General features: G+C 71.9%; 17 protein-coding genes. 5 read left to right on the top strand and 12 right to left on the bottom strand.

Going from position 1 to position 20,960, the window contains the following annotated elements; all coding sequences use genetic code 11:
• Positions 1–226: 226 nt before the first annotated feature.
• Both dapF and miaA read right to left on the bottom strand, forming a co-directional pair.
• The gene (gene dapF, locus PINTE_RS10820; protein WP_068430070.1) at positions 227–1,105 is read right to left on the bottom strand and encodes a diaminopimelate epimerase; all 879 of its coding nucleotides are present in this window, start codon (positions 1,103–1,105) and stop codon (positions 227–229) included.
• A 4-nt stretch (positions 1,106–1,109) separates the two neighbouring features.
• Complete coding sequence (gene miaA, locus PINTE_RS10815) at positions 1,110–2,045, bottom strand: tRNA (adenosine(37)-N6)-dimethylallyltransferase MiaA (protein WP_068430068.1); 936 nt, start codon at positions 2,043–2,045, stop codon at positions 1,110–1,112.
• Positions 2,046–2,366: 321 nt separating this feature from the next.
• Here miaA and PINTE_RS10810 point away from each other — a divergent pair, with 321 nt between their 5' ends.
• Positions 2,367–2,564 carry an antitoxin gene (locus tag PINTE_RS10810; protein WP_068430066.1) on the top strand — a complete coding sequence of 66 codons (198 nt, stop codon included), beginning with the start codon at positions 2,367–2,369 and terminating at the stop codon, positions 2,562–2,564.
• Positions 2,565–2,671: 107 nt separating this feature from the next.
• Here PINTE_RS10810 and miaB read toward each other — a convergent pair whose 3' ends face one another.
• Positions 2,672–4,180: a tRNA (N6-isopentenyl adenosine(37)-C2)-methylthiotransferase MiaB gene (gene miaB / locus PINTE_RS10805; protein WP_068430064.1), complete on the bottom strand. Its 1,509-nt coding sequence runs from the start codon at positions 4,178–4,180 to the stop codon at positions 2,672–2,674.
• 108 nt (positions 4,181–4,288) lie between these two features.
• Here miaB and PINTE_RS10800 point away from each other — a divergent pair, with 108 nt between their 5' ends.
• A complete protein-coding gene (locus tag PINTE_RS10800; protein WP_068430062.1) occupies positions 4,289–4,693 on the top strand; it encodes an antibiotic biosynthesis monooxygenase family protein in 405 nt (134 codons plus the stop codon).
• Positions 4,694–4,754: 61 nt separating this feature from the next.
• Here the strand turns inward: PINTE_RS10800 and PINTE_RS10795 are convergent, their stop codons facing one another.
• Positions 4,755–5,282, bottom strand: a complete 528-nt coding sequence (locus PINTE_RS10795; RefSeq protein WP_245642907.1) for a regulatory protein RecX — start codon at positions 5,280–5,282, stop codon at positions 4,755–4,757.
• 184 nt (positions 5,283–5,466) lie between these two features.
• Entirely contained in the window at positions 5,467–6,573 is a 1,107-nt protein-coding gene (recA, locus tag PINTE_RS10790; protein WP_068430054.1) for a recombinase RecA, read from the bottom strand.
• Between the two features lie 303 nt (positions 6,574–6,876).
• Here recA and PINTE_RS10785 point away from each other — a divergent pair, with 303 nt between their 5' ends.
• A complete protein-coding gene (locus PINTE_RS10785; RefSeq protein ID WP_068430052.1) occupies positions 6,877–7,842 on the top strand; it encodes a universal stress protein in 966 nt (321 codons plus the stop codon).
• Between the two features lie 44 nt (positions 7,843–7,886).
• On the opposite strand, the gene PINTE_RS10780 is transcribed toward PINTE_RS10785, so the two are convergent.
• Entirely contained in the window at positions 7,887–8,117 is a 231-nt protein-coding gene (locus PINTE_RS10780; RefSeq protein WP_068430050.1) for a DUF3046 domain-containing protein, read from the bottom strand.
• Positions 8,118–8,342: 225 nt separating this feature from the next.
• On the opposite strand from PINTE_RS10780, the gene PINTE_RS10775 reads away from it, so the two are divergent.
• Complete coding sequence (locus PINTE_RS10775; RefSeq protein WP_068430048.1) at positions 8,343–13,505, top strand: Lhr family helicase; 5,163 nt, start codon at positions 8,343–8,345, stop codon at positions 13,503–13,505.
• 180 nt (positions 13,506–13,685) lie between these two features.
• On the opposite strand, the gene PINTE_RS10770 is transcribed toward PINTE_RS10775, so the two are convergent.
• The 4 genes from PINTE_RS10770 to rimO form a co-directional block, all read right to left on the bottom strand.
• Complete coding sequence (locus PINTE_RS10770; RefSeq protein ID WP_068430046.1) at positions 13,686–14,033, bottom strand: helix-turn-helix domain-containing protein; 348 nt, start codon at positions 14,031–14,033, stop codon at positions 13,686–13,688.
• Positions 14,034–14,139: 106 nt separating this feature from the next.
• Positions 14,140–14,649, bottom strand: a complete 510-nt coding sequence (locus PINTE_RS10765; RefSeq protein ID WP_245642906.1) for a CinA family protein — start codon at positions 14,647–14,649, stop codon at positions 14,140–14,142.
• A 46-nt stretch (positions 14,650–14,695) separates the two neighbouring features.
• Positions 14,696–15,316 (bottom strand): CDP-diacylglycerol--glycerol-3-phosphate 3-phosphatidyltransferase, encoded by a 621-nt coding sequence (gene pgsA, locus PINTE_RS10760; RefSeq protein ID WP_068430041.1) that lies wholly within the window; start codon positions 15,314–15,316, stop codon positions 14,696–14,698.
• A complete protein-coding gene (rimO, locus tag PINTE_RS10755) occupies positions 15,313–16,929 on the bottom strand; it encodes a 30S ribosomal protein S12 methylthiotransferase RimO (protein ID WP_068430038.1) in 1,617 nt (538 codons plus the stop codon). Before rimO ends, pgsA begins: the two co-directional genes overlap by 4 nt.
• 114 nt (positions 16,930–17,043) lie before the next feature.
• Between rimO and PINTE_RS10750 the strand changes: the two genes are divergently transcribed.
• A complete protein-coding gene (locus PINTE_RS10750; RefSeq protein ID WP_068430034.1) occupies positions 17,044–18,228 on the top strand; it encodes a dipeptidase in 1,185 nt (394 codons plus the stop codon).
• A gap of 47 nt (positions 18,229–18,275) precedes the next feature.
• Here PINTE_RS10750 and PINTE_RS10745 read toward each other — a convergent pair whose 3' ends face one another.
• Positions 18,276–19,208, bottom strand: a complete 933-nt coding sequence (locus PINTE_RS10745) for a serine hydrolase (RefSeq protein WP_157087176.1) — start codon at positions 19,206–19,208, stop codon at positions 18,276–18,278.
• A 43-nt stretch (positions 19,209–19,251) separates the two neighbouring features.
• Positions 19,252–20,960, bottom strand: a 1,709-nt coding sequence (locus tag PINTE_RS10740; RefSeq protein ID WP_157087175.1) for a DNA translocase FtsK, incomplete at its 5' end; no start/stop codon positions are given.

Here is a 20,960-nt window from a genome sequence, read left to right as displayed (position 1 = left end):
GGTCGACGGTCGCCCGGGTCCGGCGTTTTCGGGTCTCGACTGCGGTCGAGACGAAAGTCGCTGACATACTCGCTGCGCGGCCGTCCGGTGACTCTTGCGACCTGCGGCGTTGTCACGGCGCAGCGCGGGCGGACGTGAGTATGTAAGCCACTTTCGTCTCTGGCCCGGGATATCGGGCTGCCGTGGGGGTCGAGCCGGCGCGGACCGCCGAACGTTCGGCGCGGCGTCAGCCCTGCAGGTCGACCTGGCCGTCGGCGACGAGCGCGGCGGGGCCGCTGAGCTCGACCTCGCCACCGGGGAGCGCGGCGACGTGCAGGGTGCCGCCGGGGACGTCGACGCGCCAACGTTCGTGCTCGCTCGGCTCACCGCTCCAGAGCATGAGCGCCAGCGCGGCGGCCGCCGCCCCGGTGCCGCAGGACCGGGTCTCGCCGACCCCGCGTTCGTGCACCCGCATGCGCAGGTGGCCGGGACCGAGCGGCTGCGCGAACTCGACGTTGCTGCCTTGGGCGACAGCGGGGTTCAGCTCCGGCGGCCGGGTCAGGTCGAGAGAGTCGAGGTCGACGCTCTCGGGCAGCGCGACGACCGCGTGCGGGTTGCCGAGGTCGAGCGACAGCGCCGGCAACGGGTCGAGACCGGGCACGGAGACGAGCGTGTCGAACCCGCGCTCGCACATGAGGTCGCGGTGCGGCACGCGCCAGGGCCCGAGGTTGGTGGCGAAGCCGTCGTCGGTGACGCGCACGTGCTTGACACCGGCGCGGGTCGCGATGTCGAACTCGTCGGCGTCGACGAAGCCCTCCCGGCGCAGGTACGCGGCGAACACGCGGGTTCCGTTGCCGCACATCTGCGCCGGGGAGCCGTCGGCGTTGCGGTAGTCCATGAACCAGGGCGCGGACTGCGCGAGCGCGAGCACCTCGGGCTCATCGCTGCACGCCGTCGGCACGACGCGGATGACACCGTCGCCACCGAGGCCGTTGCGGCGGTCGGCCAGCACGCGGACGCGTTCGGGGGTCAGGTCGAGGTGCCCCTGCGGATCGGGCAGCAGCACGAAGTCGTTCTGCGTGCCGTGCCCCTTCGTGAAAGGCCAACGGACATCTCGTTCGCTCACGCGGTCATTGTCGCTGGTCGGCCTCGGCGGCGCGCAACACGTCCAGCGCACGGTCGGCGAGCGCGCCCACGTCGGTGCCGTCGGGGGCGTCGAGCCAGGTGACGCGCGGGTCGCCGCGCAGCCACGACTCCTGGCGACGCACGAGCCGACGGGTCGCGGTGGCCGTCGCCTCGATGGCCTGCGCCGCGGTGAGCCGGCCGGCGAGCTGGTCGAGACACTGCGCGTAACCGACGGCCCGGGAGGCGGTGCGGGTGTCGGCCAGCCCCCGGGCGGCGAGCGCCTCGACCTCGGCCGGCAGGCCCGCCTCCCACATGGCGGCGGTGCGGGCCCCGATGCGCGCGTCGAGTTGCGCGCGGGGAACCCGCAGCGCGACGAGCGCCGCGGGCAGCGCGAACCGGCCGCTGGGCAGCGTCGCCGAGAACGGCGCCCCGGTGAGCTCGATGACCTCCAGCGCGCGCACGATGCGCCGCGCGTTGCGGGGTTCGATCGCGGCCGCCGCGGCGGGGTCGAGGCGCACGAGACGCGCGCGGACCGCCTCCAGGCCGAGAGTGCGCACCTCGTCCTCGAGGCGGGCGCGCACGGCCGGGTCGGTCGGGGGGATCTGCAGGTCGTCGAGGGCGGCTCGCACGTAGAGGCCGGAGCCGCCGACGAGCACCGCGCGACGGCCGCGCCCCGCGATCGCCGCCAGGTCGGCCCGCGAATGCCGTTGGTAAGCGGCGACGCTCGCGTCCTCGTGGATGTCGAGGACGTCGATCTGGTGGTGCGGGATACCGCGGCGCTGCGCCGGCGGCACCTTGGCGGTTCCGATGTCCATGCCCCGGTAGAGCTGGAACGCGTCGGCGCCGACGATCTCGGCGCCCAGCCGCTGCGCGACCTCCAGCGCCAAGTCGCTCTTGCCGGAGGCGGTGGGGCCGGCGACGGCGAGCACGGGAGCGGTCACCCCCTCATTGTGCGGGGTCGAGACGCGGGCGACGCGGGCCCTGCCGAGGTCGGTGCCGGGGTGCGGTCGACCGTTCTTGAGGGATTCACGGTCGGTGGACGTTCATCGGTGGACGTTCAGTTGAACGACGGATGACTTATCGCACAGAAGTCTCGAAATGCGAGAGGGCACCGGGCGGAGGGGTTTGTTCTGGCTCGTCGTCTGGGTACGTTGCCGGAGGTCGCAGGGCGTCTGCTGACGCCGTGTGACAGTTCGACCGTTTGATCGTTCGACCCCGGAGAAGACACCTGCGGGGTGCCCGACATCGAAGGAGATCGCGAGATGAGCCAGTTCGACGGACTTGCCGACAAGGCACAGGAGCTGAACCAGCAGCACGGCGACAAGATCGAGGGCGCCTCGGACCAGGCGATCCAGCAGGGTGGCCAGTTCGCCGACGAGAAGACCGGCGGCCAGCACAGCGACAAGATCGAGCAGGGCAAGCAGGGCCTCGACGAGCGCCTCGGCGACAACTCGCAGTGACGCGCCCGCGCGCCTCGTCGCGCGCGTGAGGGACCTATCCGCAGGGCCCGCCTCTTTCGGGGCGGGCCCTGCGGCGTGCTTGACGGCGGACGGTCAGCAGCGAGTGGTCAGCGGCAGGCGGGCGCGGCGACGGGCTTGGGCGCTCCGACCGAGGGCATGCCGAGGGAGACGGTGGGCCGTCCGGGTACGGGGTTGTCCTGGGTCGCGGCCCACGCGTCGCCGCCGGCGGTACGACGCACCTCGAACAGTCCGCCGGTGGCTGCCGAGTCGGCGACGAGGTGGTGCGGGGCGCCGTAGGTGACGCCCACCCGCACGGCGTCACCGGGACGCGGGCGATCGCTCTCGGGCAGGTCCGGCGGGAGGGCGAAGTGAACGAGCCGGTTGTCGCGGGCGCGGCCGGACATGCGGGCGGTCTCGGCGTCCTTGCGGCCCTCGAAGGGGGCGACGAGCACCTCGACCTCGCGCCCCTCGATCCCGTGGTTCTCGGCCCAGGAGATCTCGTCCTGCAGCGCGACGAGCCGCTCGAAGCGCTCCTGGACGACGTGCTTGGGCACCTGGTCGGGCATGGTCGCAGCGGGCGTGCCGGGGCGGATCGAATACTGGAACGTGAAGGCGCTGGCGAACCGGGCCTCTCGCACGACGCGCAGCGTCTCCTCGAAGTCGGCGTCGGTCTCGCCGGGGAAGCCGACGATGATGTCGGTGGTGATGGCCGCGTCGGGAATCTGCGCACGCACATCGGCGAGGATGCGCAGGAACTTCTCGCTGCGGTACGAGCGCCGCATGGACTTGAGCACCCGGTCGGAGCCGGACTGCAGCGGCATGTGCAGGCTGGGCATGACGTTGGGGGTGGCGGCCATGGCGTCGATCACGTCGCCGGTGAAGGCGGCGGGGTGCGGGCTGGTGAAGCGGACCCGTTCGAGGCCCTCGATGTCGCCGCAGGCGCGCAGCAGCTTGCCGAACGCCTGTCTGTCGCCGAATTCGACGCCATAGGTGTTGACGTTCTGCCCGAGCAGCGTGATCTCGACGACGCCCTGCTCGACGAGGGCGCGGGCCTCGGCGAGGACGTCGCCGGGGCGGCGGTCGGCCTCCTTGCCGCGCAGGCTCGGGACGATGCAGAAGGTGCAGGTGTTGTTGCAGCCCACCGAGATCGACACCCACGCAGCGTAGGCGGAGTCGCGGCGGGTCGGCAGCGTGGAGGGGAAGGTCTCGAGGGATTCGAGGATCTCGACCTCGGCGCGTTTGTTGTGCCGGGCCCGGTCGAGCAGGGCGGGCAGGCTGCCGATGTTGTGCGTGCCGAAGACGACGTCGACCCACGGGGCGCGCTTGACGATCGTGTCGCGGTCCTTCTGGGCCATGCAGCCGCCGACGGCGATCTGCAGGTCGGGGTTGGCCGTCTTGGCGGGACGCAGCTGTCCGAGGTTGCCGTAGAGCTTGTTGTCGGCGTTCTCCCGCACGGCGCACGTGTTGAAGACGACGACATCGGCGACGTCGGGTCGCTCCCCTCGGGGCACAGCGGCGATGTCCGTGTACCCGGCGGTTTCGAGCAGGCCGGCGAGGCGCTCGCTGTCGTGCACGTTCATCTGGCACCCGTGGGTGCGCACGTCGTAGGTCTTCATCGCGCCCTCAGGGTAATAGCGGTGGCTGGATGCGCCGTAATCGTCGGGGTCGTACTCGAACGAGGTCCCCGGGCGGCCGCCGGACAGGATCCGAGGCAGGATCGGGGAATGACCGTCATCAAGATCAACGCCATCACCGTGCCGGCCGGCAGCGGCGACGAGCTGGGTCGCCGATTCGCCGCCCGTGCCGGCGCCGTCGACGGGCAGCCCGGCTTCGAGGGCTTCGAGCTGCTGCAACCCACCGATGAGCGCACCACCTGGCTCGTCATCACCCGATGGGCCGATGAGGAGTCGTTCGAGGCGTGGACCAAGAGCCAAGACTTCAGCAACGCCCATCGCGGCGCGTCCGAGACCGCGCCCGCTTCCGGGCACGGGCACGGCCACGGCCACGGGCACGGGCACGGGGGTTCGCAGGCCGCTCCGGGAGATTCGGCCGAGGCGGGTCAGCGCCCGGTTGGCATGAGCGCCGAGCTGTGGTCGTTCCGCGTGTCGACGGGCTCGACCGACTCGTAGCCCGCGTCGGTCGGTCGAGTCCGTCGGCCGCCTCTTCGCTCAAGCCCGGCGATGAGGCCCGTCAGTCGCGGCGGTGCTCCGGCGACTCGGCCAGAGCCTCCCGGATGACCCGGTAGGCCAGCCCGGAGGAGTAGCCCTTGCGGGCGAGCATCCCTGCCAGCCGGCGGGTCTGCACGTCGGGGGCGAGTCCGTGCAACGCTCGCAGCCGCTTGTCGACCAGGCGCCGGGCCTGCTCGGCCTCATCAGCGGAGTCGATCTCGGACAAGGAGTCGTCGACGATGTCGTCGGCCACTCCCTTACGGCGCAGTTCGTGAGCCAGCGCGCGCCGCGCCAGCCCCTTAGTCTCCCGGCGGGAGCGAACCAGCGTCTCCGCGTAGGCCTGATCGTCGATGAGCCCGAGCTCGGTGAACCGGTCGAGCACCGCGGCAGCGACGTCGTCAGGGCACTGCCGAGCCCGCAGCTTCTCCTCGAGTTGGGCGCGGCTGCGCGGGGCCATCGTCAGCTGACGCAGCACGATCTGCCGCGCGACCGCTTCCGGGTCGGCGTCGCGATCCGGATCCGGCTCCGGGGCCGGCTGCGAAGGATTCACGGGTTCGGACCGCGTGGACCGGGCAGATCGGGTGGACCGGGTAGATCGGGTGGATCGTGTCGAGCCCCCGGAGCGGTCGGATGATTCCGGCGCGGCCGACGCTCGTGCGGAGGCAGCCGCCTCCGCACGAGCCAGCAGGTCGCGCGCCTCGTCGAGTCGTGATGTCATGTCGGCGAGCACTCGCTCAGAAGGTCACCGGGACCTCTTCGGGCGCGATCTTCTTGCCGTTGAGCGCACCTTTGGTGTCGTTGCCGCCGCTGGCGGCCTGCGCGTCGGGGGCCGCGTCGTCCGCGCTGCGCCCGACCATGAGCTTGTCCTTGATCTTGCGCTCGATCTCGTCGGCCAACTCCGGGTTGTCGCGCAGAAACCCGCGGGCGTTCTCCTTGCCCTGCCCCAGCTGGTCGCCGTCGTAGGTGTACCAGGAGCCCGACTTGCGCACGAAGCCCTGCTCCACACCCATGTCGATGAGGCCGCCCTCACGGGAGATGCCCTGCCCGTAGATGATGTCGAATTCGGCCTGCTTGAACGGCGGCGACACCTTGTTTTTCACGACCTTGACGCGGGTGCGGTTGCCGACCGGCTCCGAGCCGTCTTTGAGGGTCTCGATGCGGCGCACGTCGAGGCGCACCGAGGAGTAGAACTTCAGCGCCTTTCCACCGGTCGTGGTCTCCGGGGAGCCGAACATGACGCCGATCTTCTCGCGCAGCTGGTTGATGAAGATCGCGGTCGTGCCCGAGCTGTTCAGCGCTCCGGTGAGCTTGCGCAGCGCCTGCGACATGAGGCGGGCCTGCAGACCGACGTGGCTGTCACCCATCTCGCCCTCGATCTCGGCGCGCGGCACGAGCGCCGCCACGGAGTCGACGACGATGATGTCGAGTGCCCCTGAGCGGATCAGCATGTCGGCGATCTCCAGCGCCTGCTCGCCGGTGTCGGGCTGAGACACCAACAGGGCGTCGGTGTCGACACCGAGCTTCTTGGCGTATTCGGGGTCGAGAGCGTGCTCGGCGTCGATGAACGCCGCGATGCCACCGGCGCGCTGAGCGTTGGCCACGGCGTGCAGCGCCACGGTCGTCTTACCGGAGGACTCCGGACCGTAGATCTCGACGATCCGGCCGCGCGGCAACCCGCCGATGCCCAGGGCGATGTCGAGGGAGATCGCCCCCGTGGGGATCACCTCGATCGGTGGGCGCACATCGTCGCCCAGGCGCATCACCGCGCCCTTGCCGTAACTCTTCTCGATCTGTGCCATGACAGTGTCGAGAGACTTCTGCTTGTGATCGTTCGCAGCCATCTGCGTCGGCTCCTTCGTCGTGTCGTGGGTCCGCCGTCTACCTTCGACCAGGCCCGAGGCCGTCGTGGAAACGGGCTCTGGTCAGACGCTAGGGGTGAGCACCGACAAGGTGCGGGCCGAGCCGATCGGCTGTGGACGACGGCACCCGGTCGGGCACCCCTGTGGACACTTTAGGCGTACATCTGTTCGATGATGCGGAGGGTCGGTCGCGACACGCCAGGGATCCCGGGCGTCTCGTTGCATCGCCAAGGTTTCCTTGCCGCGCACCCGCCCGAGATCGACCGACTCATGGACAATCGGCCTATGAGCGACGACGCGAATCCGGTGCCCGCTAACCCCGACTCCGCCGACCAGCTGGCGCAGGCCGACGATCACGCGGTGCCGCAGGGCGCCGTCGTCGTCGGCATCGACGGCTCCGCACAGGCGCAGCGAGCACTCGCCTGGGCGGTGACCGACGCGGCGCGGCGCTCGCGCCCGCTCCACCTGCTGTGCGCCCGGGAGTCCTACATCGGCGCGGCCCACCTCGACAGCGCCGTGGAGTGGTCCGACCCCAGCCTCGAAGCCCTCGACTCCAGCAAGGAGGTCACCGATCGGGCGGTCGAGTACGTCCACTCGATCGCACCCGACCTGCCCGTCACCGTGAGCCGGCCTTGGGGTCGACCCGCTCAGCACCTGGTCATCGCGTCGCGGGAGGCCGAACTCGTCGTCGTCGGCAGCCGCGGGCACGGCGGGCTGTCGGCGGTCGTCATGGGCACCGTCTCGCTGCAGACCGCCGCGCACGCGAGGTGCCCCGTCGTCGTCGTCCGCGACGGCCACCCCGAGCACCCGGGCGGACCGCTGCGCATCACCGTCGGCGTCGACGGCTCGCATGACTCGACGCAGGCCGTCCAGTTCGCGATGCGCATGGCCGGCGCCGGAGGCAGCGTCACCCTGGTGCTCGCCTGGTGGCTCGAGGTCGTCAACGGGATGGTCGTCACCACGCCGGAGTCGGAAGGGTGGAAGACCGTCACGGCGAAACACGAGGCGACTCTGGAGAAGTCACTCGGTTCGACCCGTCAGGAGCACCCCGACGTGCAGGTGCACACCCGCATCGAACGTGGCCGCACGGAGGAGGTACTGCTCGACGCCACCCAGGGCAGCGACCTCATGGTCGTCGGGAGCCGGGGTCGCGGCGGGTTCTCCGGCCTCTTGCTCGGTTCGGTGAGCCAGCACATGCTGACGGCCGCGCCGTGCCCGGTCGCCGTGATGGTCAACCGCCGCAACGACTGACCGGCTTTCCGCGACAACACCCGCGCCGCCTGTGCGACGGAGGGTTATTCGGGGTTCTCGACGATCGGTCGGTCGACGCCGAGCCGGCGTTCCGATGGGATCTGCATCTGCTCGCACACCGCCTGCCACACGCGCCGCGGGGCGACGCCGCGGTCCAGTGCCTCGTCGACGGTTGCCCCCGACAGATCGGGCAGGCTCTGGTGCCGCGCGAGGGTGCGCGCGTAGGCGCGTCCGAACTCGTCGTCCATCAGCTGCCAGAACTGGCTCAGTCGCATCAGCCCAGTGAACCACCCGGCGTCCGAAACCCCCGCTTCGACCGAAGGTGACGGTGAATACGCAGGTCAGTGGGCTGTCGCGGATCTTGTCGGTGGCGGGTGGCAGGCTGATCTCGCGGCGCCACCCCGGTGCCGTCACCGTCCGAGCCGGCCTCGGAGCGCCTGCTGCGCGCCGTGCGTCGGGTCGGTGAGGTCCGCTCTTCGGGCGAAAGGAGGTCCGCCGCGATGGAGTCGCCCACGTCCGGCACGTCCGGCACGTCCGGCGCATCGAGCGTGCTCGAGCGCTTCTCCCCCGCGACCCGCGCCTGGTTCACCGGTGCCTTCGCCGCCCCGACGCCCGCGCAGGAGGCGGCCTGGAGTGCCATCAGTTCCGGCGAACACACCCTGGTCGTCGCGCCCACCGGCTCCGGCAAGACACTGTCCGCCTTCCTGTGGGCTCTCGACCGGCTGCATGCCCGCGCCGCCGGAGTGCCCCCGGGCAAGCCGGCCGACCTGCGCACTCCCGACACCGATCCTGGCACCGATCCCGACGCTGACCCCGACACTGACCCGATGCGCGCGTGCCGGGTGCTGTACGTCTCGCCGCTGAAGGCGCTGGCCGTCGACGTCGAACGCAACCTTCGCTCGCCGCTGGTCGGCATCGGCCAGTCGGCGCGACGGCTGGGGCTGCCCGTGCCCCACGTGCGGGTCGGGGTGCGCTCGGGCGACACCACCCCGCAGGAGCGCCGCGACTTCGCCCGGCGCCCGACCGACATCCTCATCACCACGCCGGAGTCGCTGTTTCTGCTGCTCACCTCATCCGCTCGGGAGGCGCTGCGCGGTGTGGAGACGGTGATCGTCGACGAGATCCACGCGGTCGCCGGCACGAAACGTGGCGCGCATCTCGCCGTCAGCCTGGCGCGGCTCGACGAGCTGCTCACGAGGCCCGCCCAACGCATCGGGCTGTCCGCCACCGTGCGGCCGGTCGAAGCGGTCGCCGACTTTCTCGCCGGCCGGCAGCCCGTCCGAGTCGTGCAGCCGCCGTCGACGAAGACATGGGAGTTGTCGGTGCAGGTGCCCGTGCCCGACCTTGGGGAACTCGGCGGTGCCCCCGGGGTGGCGTATGCACCTGACCCGGGTTTGGATTCGGGGTTCGAGCCCGGGTCGGGCACCGGGTTTGATGCCGGGTTGGATGGCGGGTCGGGTGTGGAGGAGCCGTGGGCGCCCGCGGCCGATCCGACGCAGCGCGCCTCGATCTGGCCGCACGTCGAAGAACGCGTGTTGGACCTCGTCACCGCACACCGGTCCACGCTCGTGTTCGTCAACTCCCGCCGCCTGGCGGAGCGGCTCACCGCGCGCCTGAACGAGCTGTGGCAGGAACGTCTCGCGGCAGCCGAGACCGGCGCGACCGATGCCGATGAGGGGCGGGAGCCGGACGACCCCGTCTCCTCACCCGGCGGTGAGGCGGGCAGCGTCTTCGCCGGCAACTGGAGGCCATCGTCCGCACCACCGGCCCAGATGCTCGCCTCGGGCGTGAGCCACGGGGCGAGCCCGGTCATCTCGCGAGCCCATCACGGGTCGGTGAGCAAGGAGGCCCGGGCGGTCATCGAAGACGAGTTGAAGAGCGGCCGACTGCCCGCTGTCGTCGCGACGAGCAGCCTCGAACTCGGCATCGACATGGGGGCCGTCGACCTGGTCGTGCAGGTCGAGTCGCCGCCCACGGTCTCCAGCGCCCTGCAGCGGGTCGGGCGGGCCGGCCATCAGGTCGGCGCCACTTCGCGCGGAGTGTTCTTCCCGAAGTTCCGCGGCGACCTCGTGCAGACCGCGGTCGTCGTCGAACGCATGCGGGCCGGCCAGATCGAGCAGCTGCACACCCCGGTCAACCCGCTCGACGTGCTCGCTCAGCAGGTCGTGGCGATGTGCGCGCAGGACGACTGGGCCATCGACGACCTGCTCACGCTTCTGCACCGCACGAGCCCCTACGCGAAACTCACGCGCGCAGTGCTGGAGTCGGTGCTCGACATGCTCGCCGGGCGCTACCCCAGCGAAGAGTTCGCCGAACTGCGGCCGCGGATCGTGTGGGACCGCGCCACCGACGTGCTCAGCGGCCGCCCGGGGGCGCTGCGGCTGGCGGTCACCAGCGGCGGCACGATCCCCGATCGCGGGCTCTTCGGCGTCTTCCTCGCCGGAGGCGGGGGCGCCGGTCGGCGCGTCGGCGAGCTCGACGAGGAGATGGTCTACGAATCCCGGGTCGGTGACGTCTTCACCCTCGGCACCTCCTCCTGGCGGGTCGAGGAGATCACCCACGACCGGGTGCTGGTCACCCCCGCGCCCGGCGCGCCCGGGCGGTTGCCCTTCTGGCGGGGCGACGGGATCGGTCGCGGCAGCGAACTCGGCGGCGCCGTCGGCGGGTTCGTGCGGGAGCTGGCGACCGCCTCCGACGAGGTCGCCCGGGCCCGTCTCACCGACGCCGGCCTCGACGAGTGGGCGGCCGACAATCTCCTCTCCTACCTGCGCGAGCAGGCGGACAGCACCGGAGGCGTCCCCGACGACCGGCACCTCGTGCTCGAGCGCTTCCGCGACGAACTCGGCGACTGGCGCGTGGTCCTGCACTCCCCGTACGGAGCGCAGGTGCACGCCCCGTGGGCGCTGATCATCGGCGCGCGGCTGCGCGAGCGGTTCGACGTCGACGTGCAGATCATGCACGGCGACGACGGGATCGTGCTCAGCCTGCCGGACATCGACATCGACGACCGCGGCGAGCACGAGTGGGCGGCTCAGCTGGCCGAAGCGATCCTGCCGCCGGCCGACGAGGTCACCGAGCTGGTGACCGGGCAGGTCAGCGGCTCGGCGCTGTTCGCCTCCCGGTTCCGGGAGTGCGCAGCCCGCTCGCTGCTCCTGCCGCGGCGCGACCCGCGCCGCCGCCAGGCGCTGTGGCAGCAGCGGCAGCGTGCGATGCACCTGTTGCAGGTCGCCTCCCGGTATCCGCAGTTCCCGGTCGTGTTGGAGGCGGTCCGAGAATGCATCCAGGACGTCTACGACGTGCCCGGGCTGCGCGCGCTCCTGGGTGACATCGAGGCGGGCCGCGTCCAGGTCTCCCACGTGCAGACCCCGTCGGCGTCGCCGTTCGCCCGCAGCCTCATGTTCGGCTACGTGGCGCAGTTCCTCTACGAGGGTGACTCCCCGCTGGCCGAGCGCCGGGCCGCGGCGCTCGCGCTGGATCCAGGGTTGCTCGCCGAGCTGCTCGGTACCGACGGCGCGCTCGTGCGCGACCTGCTCGACCCGCAGGCGGTACTCGACGTCGAGGCCGAACTGCAGCACCTCACCGACGAGCGGCGCTGCCGCGGCGCCGAAGACATCACCGACATGCTGCGTCGGCTGGGGCCCCTGACCACCGCCGAGATCACCGCACGCACCCGACCCGAGTCCGCTTCGCAGGTCGAGGGCTGGCTGGTCGAACTCGAGCGGTCACGTCGCCTCATCGGGGTCCGCATCGGCGGCCGCCCGATGTGGGCCGTCATCGAAGACTCCGGCTGGCTGCGGGACGCACTCGGGGTCGCGTTGCCCGTCGGGATCCCGGAGGCCTTCCTCGACGTCCGCGACAACCCGGTCGCGGCGCTCCTGGCCCGGTTCGCCGCGGGCCGAGGACCGTTCACCCCCGCGACGGCAGCCGCGCGTTTCGACCTGCCGGAGGGAGTCGCGCGCACGGCGATCGCCGGCCTCGTCGCCTCGGGTCGATTGGTCGAGGGTCCGCTGCGCCCTCTGGAGTTGCGCGGGCCCGACGAGCACGGCGACGACGTGTGCGATGCGGGGGTACTGCGCCGTCTCAAGCGCCGCTCGCTCGCCGGGTTGCGCGCCGAGCTCGAGCCGGTGTCACCGCGTGATCTAGCGGTCTTCCTGCCCCGGTGGCAGTCGATGCCGGGGCGGTTACGCGGCTACGACGGTCTGCTGCAGGCCGTCGAGCAACTCGCCGGAGCCCGCATGCCCGCCAGCGCCCTGGAGAGCCTCGTGCTCCCCGCCCGAGTCGCTGACTACACCCCGCAGCTCCTCGACGAGGCGATGTCGTCCGGGGAGGTGTGCTGGCAGGCCCACGGCTCGATCCCGGGCGGCGACCTGTGGGTGTCGCTGCATCCCGTGGCCACCGCCGAGTTGACACTGTCGCTCGGGCCTTCGGACGGCGCCGAGGCCGTCGCGCCGCACGAGGCGATGTCTCCCGACGCCGCGACCGCGCATGCGGCGTTGCTCGATCTGTTGCAGGACGGGGCGGGGTATTTCGCCGACACGCTTGAACGCCTCGTCCGGCAGGCGGCACCCGGGTCGAGCGTCGACATCGAGACGCTGTTGTGGGATCTGGCGCTGCGCGGACAGATCGGCACCGACAGCTACGCGGCGGTCCGGGCGCGTCTCGGCGGTGGGGGCGCGCATCGGCGTCGCCGGCCGCCACCACGGGGCCGCCGCTTCGGCTCACGGACCGGCACGGGGCTGGGATCGCTGGGATCGCTGGGAGCGATGAACGCCGTGGGAACCGCGACCGCACCGGTCGAGCGGGGTCGCGCGGCCCGCACCGGGACGACCGCGGGCCGGTGGAGCCTGCTGCCGGAGCCGGTCACCGAACCGACCGCGCGGGCGGTCGCCGCGGCGGAGCTGCTGCTGGCCAGACATGGCGTCGTCACGCGCGGTGCGGCGGTCGCGGAGGAGATCGACGGTGGGTTCGCGGCGATCTACCGGGTGCTCGCGCGCGCCGAGGAGTCGGGCCGGGTGCGCCGCGGTTACCTCGTCGAGGGCCTCGGCGCCTCACAGTTCGCGCCGCCCGCGGCGATCGATCTGCTGCGCTCGCTCGGCAGCGGTCACCGCTCCCGGCACTCGGGCTCCGACACCGCGTCCGGCGTCGGCGACGATGTCGACGCCGGTTCCGGCGCGCGGCTCGGCGCGGGTTCCGACGTGAGGGCCGGTGCAGGGTCCGGCGCGCGCCCCGGCGCGGCCGTCGGTGCGCGCGTCGGCTCGGGCCCCGCCACGCCCGGCGACGGCCCTGACACGCTGCTGCTCGCCGCCACCGACCCGGCCAACCCGTACGGGGCGGCGCTGCCCTGGCCGCAGCCTCTCTCGGAGGCCGAGACCGGTCACCGGCCGGGGCGTAAGGCGGGAGCCCTCGTCGTCCTCCACGACGGCGACCTCGTGCTCTACCTGGAGCGCGGCGGCCGCACGCTGCTCACGTGGTCCGAGAACCCGCGGGTGCTTGCTCAGGCGGCCGGCGCGCTGGCGCAGGCCGTGCATCGCGGGGCGTTGGGGCGATTGACGGTCAGCCGCGCCGACGGGGCGCAGATCCTCGGGTCCACGCATCCGCTCGTCAAGGCACTCGCCGACGCGGGCTTCACCATGACGCCGCAGGGCCTGCGGCTACGGCGGTGACAGGAGGTGGTCGGGTTGGTCGGTCGGTGACGGTGGTCGGTTGGTCGGGCGGTGACGGGCGTCGGGGTCATCGAGGGTCGGGTGTGGCCAGAGTCGCTGACGCGGCGGAGACCCGTGCGGCGGCCTCACCGACGCGGCGAACGCGCTGACACGGCAGCCACGCTGAAAGCGGCGCCTCGCTTACGCGGCGGACGCCCGTACGGCGGCGTTGGAGGCCGCCTTCATCCGGTTCGACCGCACCGGAAGGCTCACCGGCGCCGACACGGCGACGGCGGCGACGCGATCGATGTTCTCGGCGCGCTCGACCCGCTCGGAGACGTCGCGCAGCATCGCCGACATGGGCAATTCGAGCGCCGCGCAGATGCTGGCCAGCAACTCCGAGGATGCCTCCTTCTCGCCGCGCTCGACCTCACTGAGATACCCCAACGACACAGAAGCCTGTGCGGAGACGTCTCGCAGAGTGCGCCCCAGGTCGACCCGGCGGGTGCGCAACACGTCACCGACCTCGCGTCGCAACACGACAACCATGACGCCTCCCTCACGCAACGACCGGACCCGGATAGCGGCCGATCACCATGTCAACCTCGGCCACCGTAGTGATCTTCCCTTACGGTACCCGCTGCCACGCCCACGGTCAGGAAGGCATTCCGGAGCAGTCGCCGAGCAGCCGCAGAGCGGCCGTCACCGTGGCCCCGCGAATCGCGGCCCGATCGCCGAGCAGCGCGAGTTCGCGCACCCGGCACACACCGTCTGCGTCGACGGCGACGAACACCGTGCCGACCGCCTTGCCGTCGGACGGCTCGGGACCGGCGGCGCCGGTCGTGCCCACGCCCCAGGTCGCGCGCGTCCGGCCCCGCACTCCGCGCGCGAGCTGCCGGGCGACCTCCGCCTGCACCGCTCCTCCCGCCGCGAGCAACTCCGCGTCGACACCGAGCAGGCTCGACTTCAGATCGCTGTGGTAGGCGACGATCCCCCCGCGGAAGACGACCGACGAACCACCCACCTGCGTGAGCGCCGCCGCCACCAGGCCCCCGGTCAGCGACTCCGCCGCCGCGACCGTCTCCCCCCGCTCGCGCAGGTGGGCGATGAGACGACCGATGTCGACAACCTGGCCCGATCCGTCGTCGACAGCCACGTCGCTCACGTCGCTCACGTCGCTCACTGCAACCCCGACGCGCCGAGCAACCCGATCACGAACGCCCCGACACGAGCCGGCGCGCCTGCAGCACGTAGTCGACACCGGTCACCACGGTGACGACCACCGCGGCGGCCATGACCGCACCCGACAGCCACAACCACACGCCACCGATCGGGGCCAGCAACATGCTCAACGCCACCGCCTGCAACACGGTCTTGAGTTTGCCGCCGCGGCTGGCGGGCATCACCCCGTACCGGATGACGACGAATCGCAGCACGGTGATGCCGATCTCACGCACAAGCACGAGCACCGTGACCCACCACCACAGCTGCCCGATGAGGCTGAGCCCGATGAACGCCATGCCCGTCAGCGCCTTGTCGGCGATCGGGTCGGCGAGCTTGCCGAAGTCCGTGATCAGGCCGCGCGAGCGCGCCAACTCCCCGTCGAGCCGGTCCGTGGCCATCGCGACGACGAACACGAGCAGCGCCCACCAGCGCCACGCCGGAGCCTGACCGCCTCCGTGCAGCAGCAGCCAGCCGAAGACCGGCACCATGACGATCCGCGCCACCGTCAAGGCGTTGGCGATGTTCCAGTTGCTCACCGGGCGGCTCTCCTGCCGGGCCCGGCCCTCGGGGGTCGAGGGTCGTTCCGGCTCCCGGTCCGCCGCAGTCATCGCCGCTCACCGGCCCCGACGGCGACGACGAGGTCCACTCCGTCGCTGTCGACGACCACCCCGCGCACCCGGTCCCCGACGCGCACACCCGGCGTCCCTGACGCACCCGACGACATCACGACCCGGCAGATCCCGTCGACCTCGGGCCCCTGATGCAGCGCCCGCCCGATCACGTCCACGGACTCCGCACCGGCTTCGGCTGCAGCACCCGCTTCGACGCGGGCGGACCCGACGGACCCGACGGACCCGGCGGTCTGGGCACCGGCTTCTTCGATGAGCACGACGACATCTTGACCGACCCGGTCGGCTGCGCGCTCGGCGACGACCACGTCGACGAGATCGCTGACGTGCTCGACCCGTTCGTCCACGACGTCCTGCGGCAGGTGCCCGTCGAGCCCCTCCGCTTCCGTGCCGTCCTCGTCGGAGTAGCCGAACACCCCGATGGCGTCCAGGCCCGCCTCGGAGACGAACGCGCACAACTCCTCGACGTCGTCTTCGGTCTCCCCCGGGAATCCCACGATGACGTTGCAGCGGATGCCCGCCTCTGGTGCCCGTGACCGGATCGACTCGATGAGCGTCAGGAACGACTCGCGATCGCCGAACCGGCGCATCCGGCGCAACAGCCCTCCGGCGGCGTGCTGGAACGACAGGTCGAAGTAGGGCGCGACGCCGGGGGTCGACGTCATGACCGACACGAGATCGGGGCGCATCTCGGCCGGCTGCAGGTACGACACCCGCACGGTCTGCAGACCGTCGACGGCGACGAGCTCGCCCAGCAGCCGCTCCAGCAGCCGCAGGTCGCCGAGGTCCTTGCCGTACGAGGTCGAGTTCTCCGAGACGAGCAGCACCTCGCTGACACCCTGGTCGGCGAGCCAGCGCGCCTCCGCGAGCACGTCCTGCGGCGCCCGGGAGACGAAGGAGCCGCGAAACGCGGGGATCGCGCAGAACGCGCAGCGCCGGTCACACCCGCTGGCGATCTTCAGCGGCGCCCACGGCCGGTCGTCGAGTCGGGACCGCAGCACCGGGGCACCCCCGGCCGGAAACCCCCCGGCCCGCAAGCCCGCCGACAGTTCGGCCGACAGGTCGGAGTCGGACCGCTCGCCGTGGCCGGGCATCGCGACGCCCGACGCCGCGGCGGGCCGCGCGACCGGCGAGATCGGGAGCAGCCGGCGCCGGTCGGACGGCGCGTGGGAGGCGGGCCGGTCGCCGGCGAGGATGCCGCGCAGCTGCGCGGACATGTCGGCGTAGGAATCGAAGCCGAGCACCGCGTCGGCCTCGGGCAGCTCTCTCGCCAGCTCGCGCCCGTAGCGCTCGGCGAGGCATCCCACCGCGACGACGGCCTGGGTACGCCCCTGCCCCTTGAGGTCGGACAGGCTCAGGATCGTGTCGATCGAGTCTTTCTTGGCCTGCTCGACGAAGCCGCACGTGTTGACGACGGCCACGTCCGCCGCAGCCGGGTCGGCGACGAGCGACCAGCCGCCCGCGTCGAGTCGCCCGGCGAGCTCCTCGGAGTCGACGTCGTTGCGGGCGCACCCGAGCGAGACGATCGCCACGCGCCGACCCGCGCCGTCGGACTCGCCCGGGACCGCGGGGTTGGCGCTCGAGGTCGACATGGCTCCACTCTACGTGGCGCCCCTCGCCGCCCCGCATCGCTCCTGGTCACACGCGCGAACGAACACACCCCGCCCCGTGACCGCGACGGTCGCATGCCATGTCATCGTGTGGGGATGACCAGCACCGTCTCACGCACCTCCCGTGACCGCGTGCGTGACCTCCTGGCACGCCGGCCCCTCATCGACGGGCACAACGACCTCGCCTGGCATGCCCGTCTCGAGGCCGGCTACGACTGGGAGCGGCTCGACGTGACCATCCGTCGCACCGACACGCACACCGACCTGCCGCGCCTGCGGGAGGGCGGTGTCGGCGGGCAGTTCTGGTCGGTCTACGTGCCGGGCACGATGACGGACGACGAGGCGGTCACCGCCACCCTCGAGCAGGTCGACGCCGTGCACCGCCTCGTGCAGACCCACCCGGACGACCTGCGCCTGGCACTGACCAGCGCCGATGCCCGCACCGCGATCGCCGACGGGCGGATCGCCTCGATGCTCGGCGCCGAGGGCGGGCAGTCGATCGGGTGCTCCCTGGGCGCGTTGCGGATGCTGTACCGGCTCGGCGTGCGGTACATGACCCTCACCCACAATCACAACGTGCCGTGGGCCGACGCCGCGACCGACACCCCGCGCCACGGGGGGCTCTCGCGGTTCGGCGAGGAGGTCGTGCGGGAGATGAACCGGCTCGGCATGCTCGTCGACCTCTCCCACGTCTCGGCCGACACGATGCGCCACGCGATCAACACCTCGACCGCGCCGGTGATCTTCAGTCACTCCAGCGCCCGCGCGCTCTGCGACAGTCCGCGCAACGTGCCCGACGACGTGCTCGCACGGCTGCGCGACAACGGCGGCGTGTGCATGGTCACGTTCGTCACCGAGTTCGTCGCCCCCGCGGCGGCCGCCTGGCGGGCCGACAGCATGGCCCGCGCCGCCCGCGCCGGCCTCGACCCCCTCGACCTGGAGGCACTCAAGGTCTTCCAGGCCACCTCGTGCCCGCCGAAGCCCACCGCGACCCTCGACGACGTCGTCGCCCACGTCGAGCACGTCCGCGCCGTCGCGGGCATCGACCACGTCGGCCTCGGCGGCGACTACGACGGCACCGACTCCCTGCCGGCCGGGCTGGAGGACGTCACCGGCTACCCGCGGCTGCTCACGGCCCTCGCCGACCGCGGCTGGAACGACGACGACCTCGCCAAGCTCGCCGGCGGCAACATCGAGCGCGCGTGGGCCCGGGCGGAGGCGGTCGCCGCTGCCGACACCAGGCCCCCCGGTCTCGCCCGCTTCGCGACGCTCGACGGCTGAGACGCTCGACGGCGCAGACGCCACTCCACGGCGCAGACGCGCCGGGCTCAACCCGTCGGGCAGCTCCCGGAGTCGTCGGCCCCCAGCAGCGAGACGAGGATTCGCGTCGCGTCGTCGACCGCGTCGATGGCGCTCTCGTGGGTTCCGTCGTCGGGCTGCACGGCGATGGCGACGCCGACCCACGTGTCGTCGGCCCTCGGGATCACCCCGATCTGCCGCGCGAGGTAGCCGTGGTCGCTGGGCCCCCAGCCGCCCTTGAACCGTGATCCGGAGACGGTGCCCAGACCCCACTGCTGTTCCGGGGTGATGCTGGCCATGTAGTCGAGCACGACGTCGGCGTCGTCGGCGCAGGGCAGCATCGTCGCGAACCGGGCCGCGTCGGCCGGCTGCCACGCGGTGAGCCCGAAGGAGACGGGGTCGCCGTCGGCGTCGCGACCGGCCCGGGTCGTCGCGTCGCCGGTGCTGCGGAACACCTTCGTGACCCGGTCGTCGGGGTCACCGAGGGAGTCCCACAACGTTTTCGCGGCGTCGTTGTCGGAGATCGTCAGCATGTCGGTCATGAGATCGCGCTGATTCGCGCTGAGATCGCCGTCGGCGTTCCGCGCAACAGCCAGCCCGATCGCGGCCTTGATCGTCGACCACGAATCGATGTCGCGAGTCGCACCGACGACCTGCACCTGCTCGGGCGCACCGACCGGCCCCCACGCGACGGCGAGGCGCGAGCCGAACTCGGCCCGCACCGGCTCCAGGGCACTGCTGACCGCGGCGGGATCCGCGCGGCCCGCGGGCGGCGTGGTCGTGCTGTCGATCTCCGGGGTCGCGGAGTCGGAGACGCTGCCGGACGGCGTCACCGAGGTCGTCGACACCACCCCGGCGGTCGGGGTCCGCGTCGCGGCCTGCGGCGGCGCGTTGGTCGGCGCTTGGGTCACGGTGCCTGCGGACTCGCTGGCGATGCCGGAGCAGCCGGTCACGGCCGCCACCGCCAGGAGGGACGCGGTCAGGCGGAGGGGACGCCCACGCACGTCAGTAGCGGCGGTCTCGCCCGGTCAGCTGCCAGGCGTCCTCACCGGCGTCACCGCCCGGCTCACCGTCGATGGCACCCGCATACACCGGCTCCGGATCGGTCGCCAGGCCCGGGTCGTCGGGGATCTCGTCACCACGCATGAGCGCGAGCGTACCCGGCAGGTCGTCGGGTTTGATGAGCACGTCCCGCGCCTTGGAACCCTCCGAAGGTCCTACGACCCCACGGGATTCCAGCAGATCCATGAGGCGGCCCGCCTTGGCGAAACCGACCCGCAGCTTGCGCTGCAGCATCGATGTCGAGCCGAACTGCGTGGTGACCACGAGCTCGGTCGCCTGCAGCAGCAGATCGAGGTCGTCACCGATGTCGTCGTCGATCTGCTTCGTCGAGGCCTTGACCGTCACGTCCTCGCGGTACGTCGGCTTGAGCTGCCCGGTGACGTGCGCGACGACCTCGTGGATCTCGGTCTCGGTGACCCACGCGCCCTGCACGCGCATCGGCTTGCTGGCGCCCATCGGCAGGAACAGCGCGTCGCCCTGCCCGATGAGCTTCTCGGCGCCCGGCTGGTCGAGCACGACCCGGGAGTCGGCCAGCGAGCTCGTCGCGAACGCCATCCGGCTCGGCACGTTGGCCTTGATGAGGCCGGTGACGACGTCGACCGACGGTCGCTGGGTGGCCAGCACGAGGTGGATGCCGGCCGCGCGCGCGAGCTGGGTGATGCGCACGATCGACTCCTCGACGTCGCGCGGCGCGACCATCATGAGGTCGGCGAGCTCGTCGACGACGACGAGCAGGTACGGGTAGGGCTGCAGCACCCGCTCCGAGCCCGGCAGCGGCTTGACCCGACCGCCCTTGACGGCCCGGTTGAAGTCGTCGATGTGCTTGAACCCGAACGCCGCGAGGTCGTCGTAGCGCGCGTCCATCTCCTTGACGACCCACTGCAACGCCTCGGCCGCCTTCTTCGGGCTCGTGATGATCGGCGTGATGAGGTGCGGGATGCCGTCGTAGGCGGTGAGCTCGACCCGCTTGGGGTCGACGAGGATCATCCGCACCTCGTCGGGCGTGCTGCGCATGAGGATCGAGGTGATCATCGAGTTCACGAAGCTCGACTTACCGGAGCCGGTGGCGCCCGCGACGAGCATGTGCGGCATCTTCGCGAGGTTGGCGATAACGTAGCCGCCCTCGACGTCCTTGCCGACGCCCATGACCATCGGGTGGGTGTTCTTCGTCGCCACCTGGCTGCGCAGCACGTCGCCGAGGCTGACCTTCTCGCGGTCGGCGTTGGGGATCTCGATGCCGATCGCCGACTTGCCGGGGATCGGGCTCAGGATGCGGACGTCGGCGCTGGCCACCGCGTAGGCGATGTTCTTGCTCAGCGCCGTGACCCGCTCCACCTTGATGCCCGGGCCGAGCTCGACCTCGTAGCGGGTGACCGTCGGGCCGCGGGAGAACCCGGTGACCTGCGCGTCGATCGAGAACTGGTCGAGCACCCCGGTGAGCGATTCGACGACCCGGTCGTTGACCGCCGAGCGCGTCTTGTGCGGCGTGCCCGGCTTGAGCACCGACGGCTCCGGCAGCGCGTACGTCACGTCGCCGGCGAGCGCGAGCTGCTCGACGCGCTGCGGCAGCGGCTCGGTCGGCGGGGCCTCCAGCTGCGTCTTCGACGGCACCGGCGCGACGGTCGCACCGCCCGGCTCCCGGGAGGCGGCCC

The sequence above is a fragment of the Piscicoccus intestinalis NBRC 104926 genome (assembly GCF_001515525.1).
Lineage (GTDB): Bacteria > Actinomycetota > Actinomycetes > Actinomycetales > Dermatophilaceae > Kineosphaera > Kineosphaera intestinalis.
Note: the sequence above shows the minus strand (reverse complement) of the source record. Positions and strands in the feature narration are given on the sequence as shown.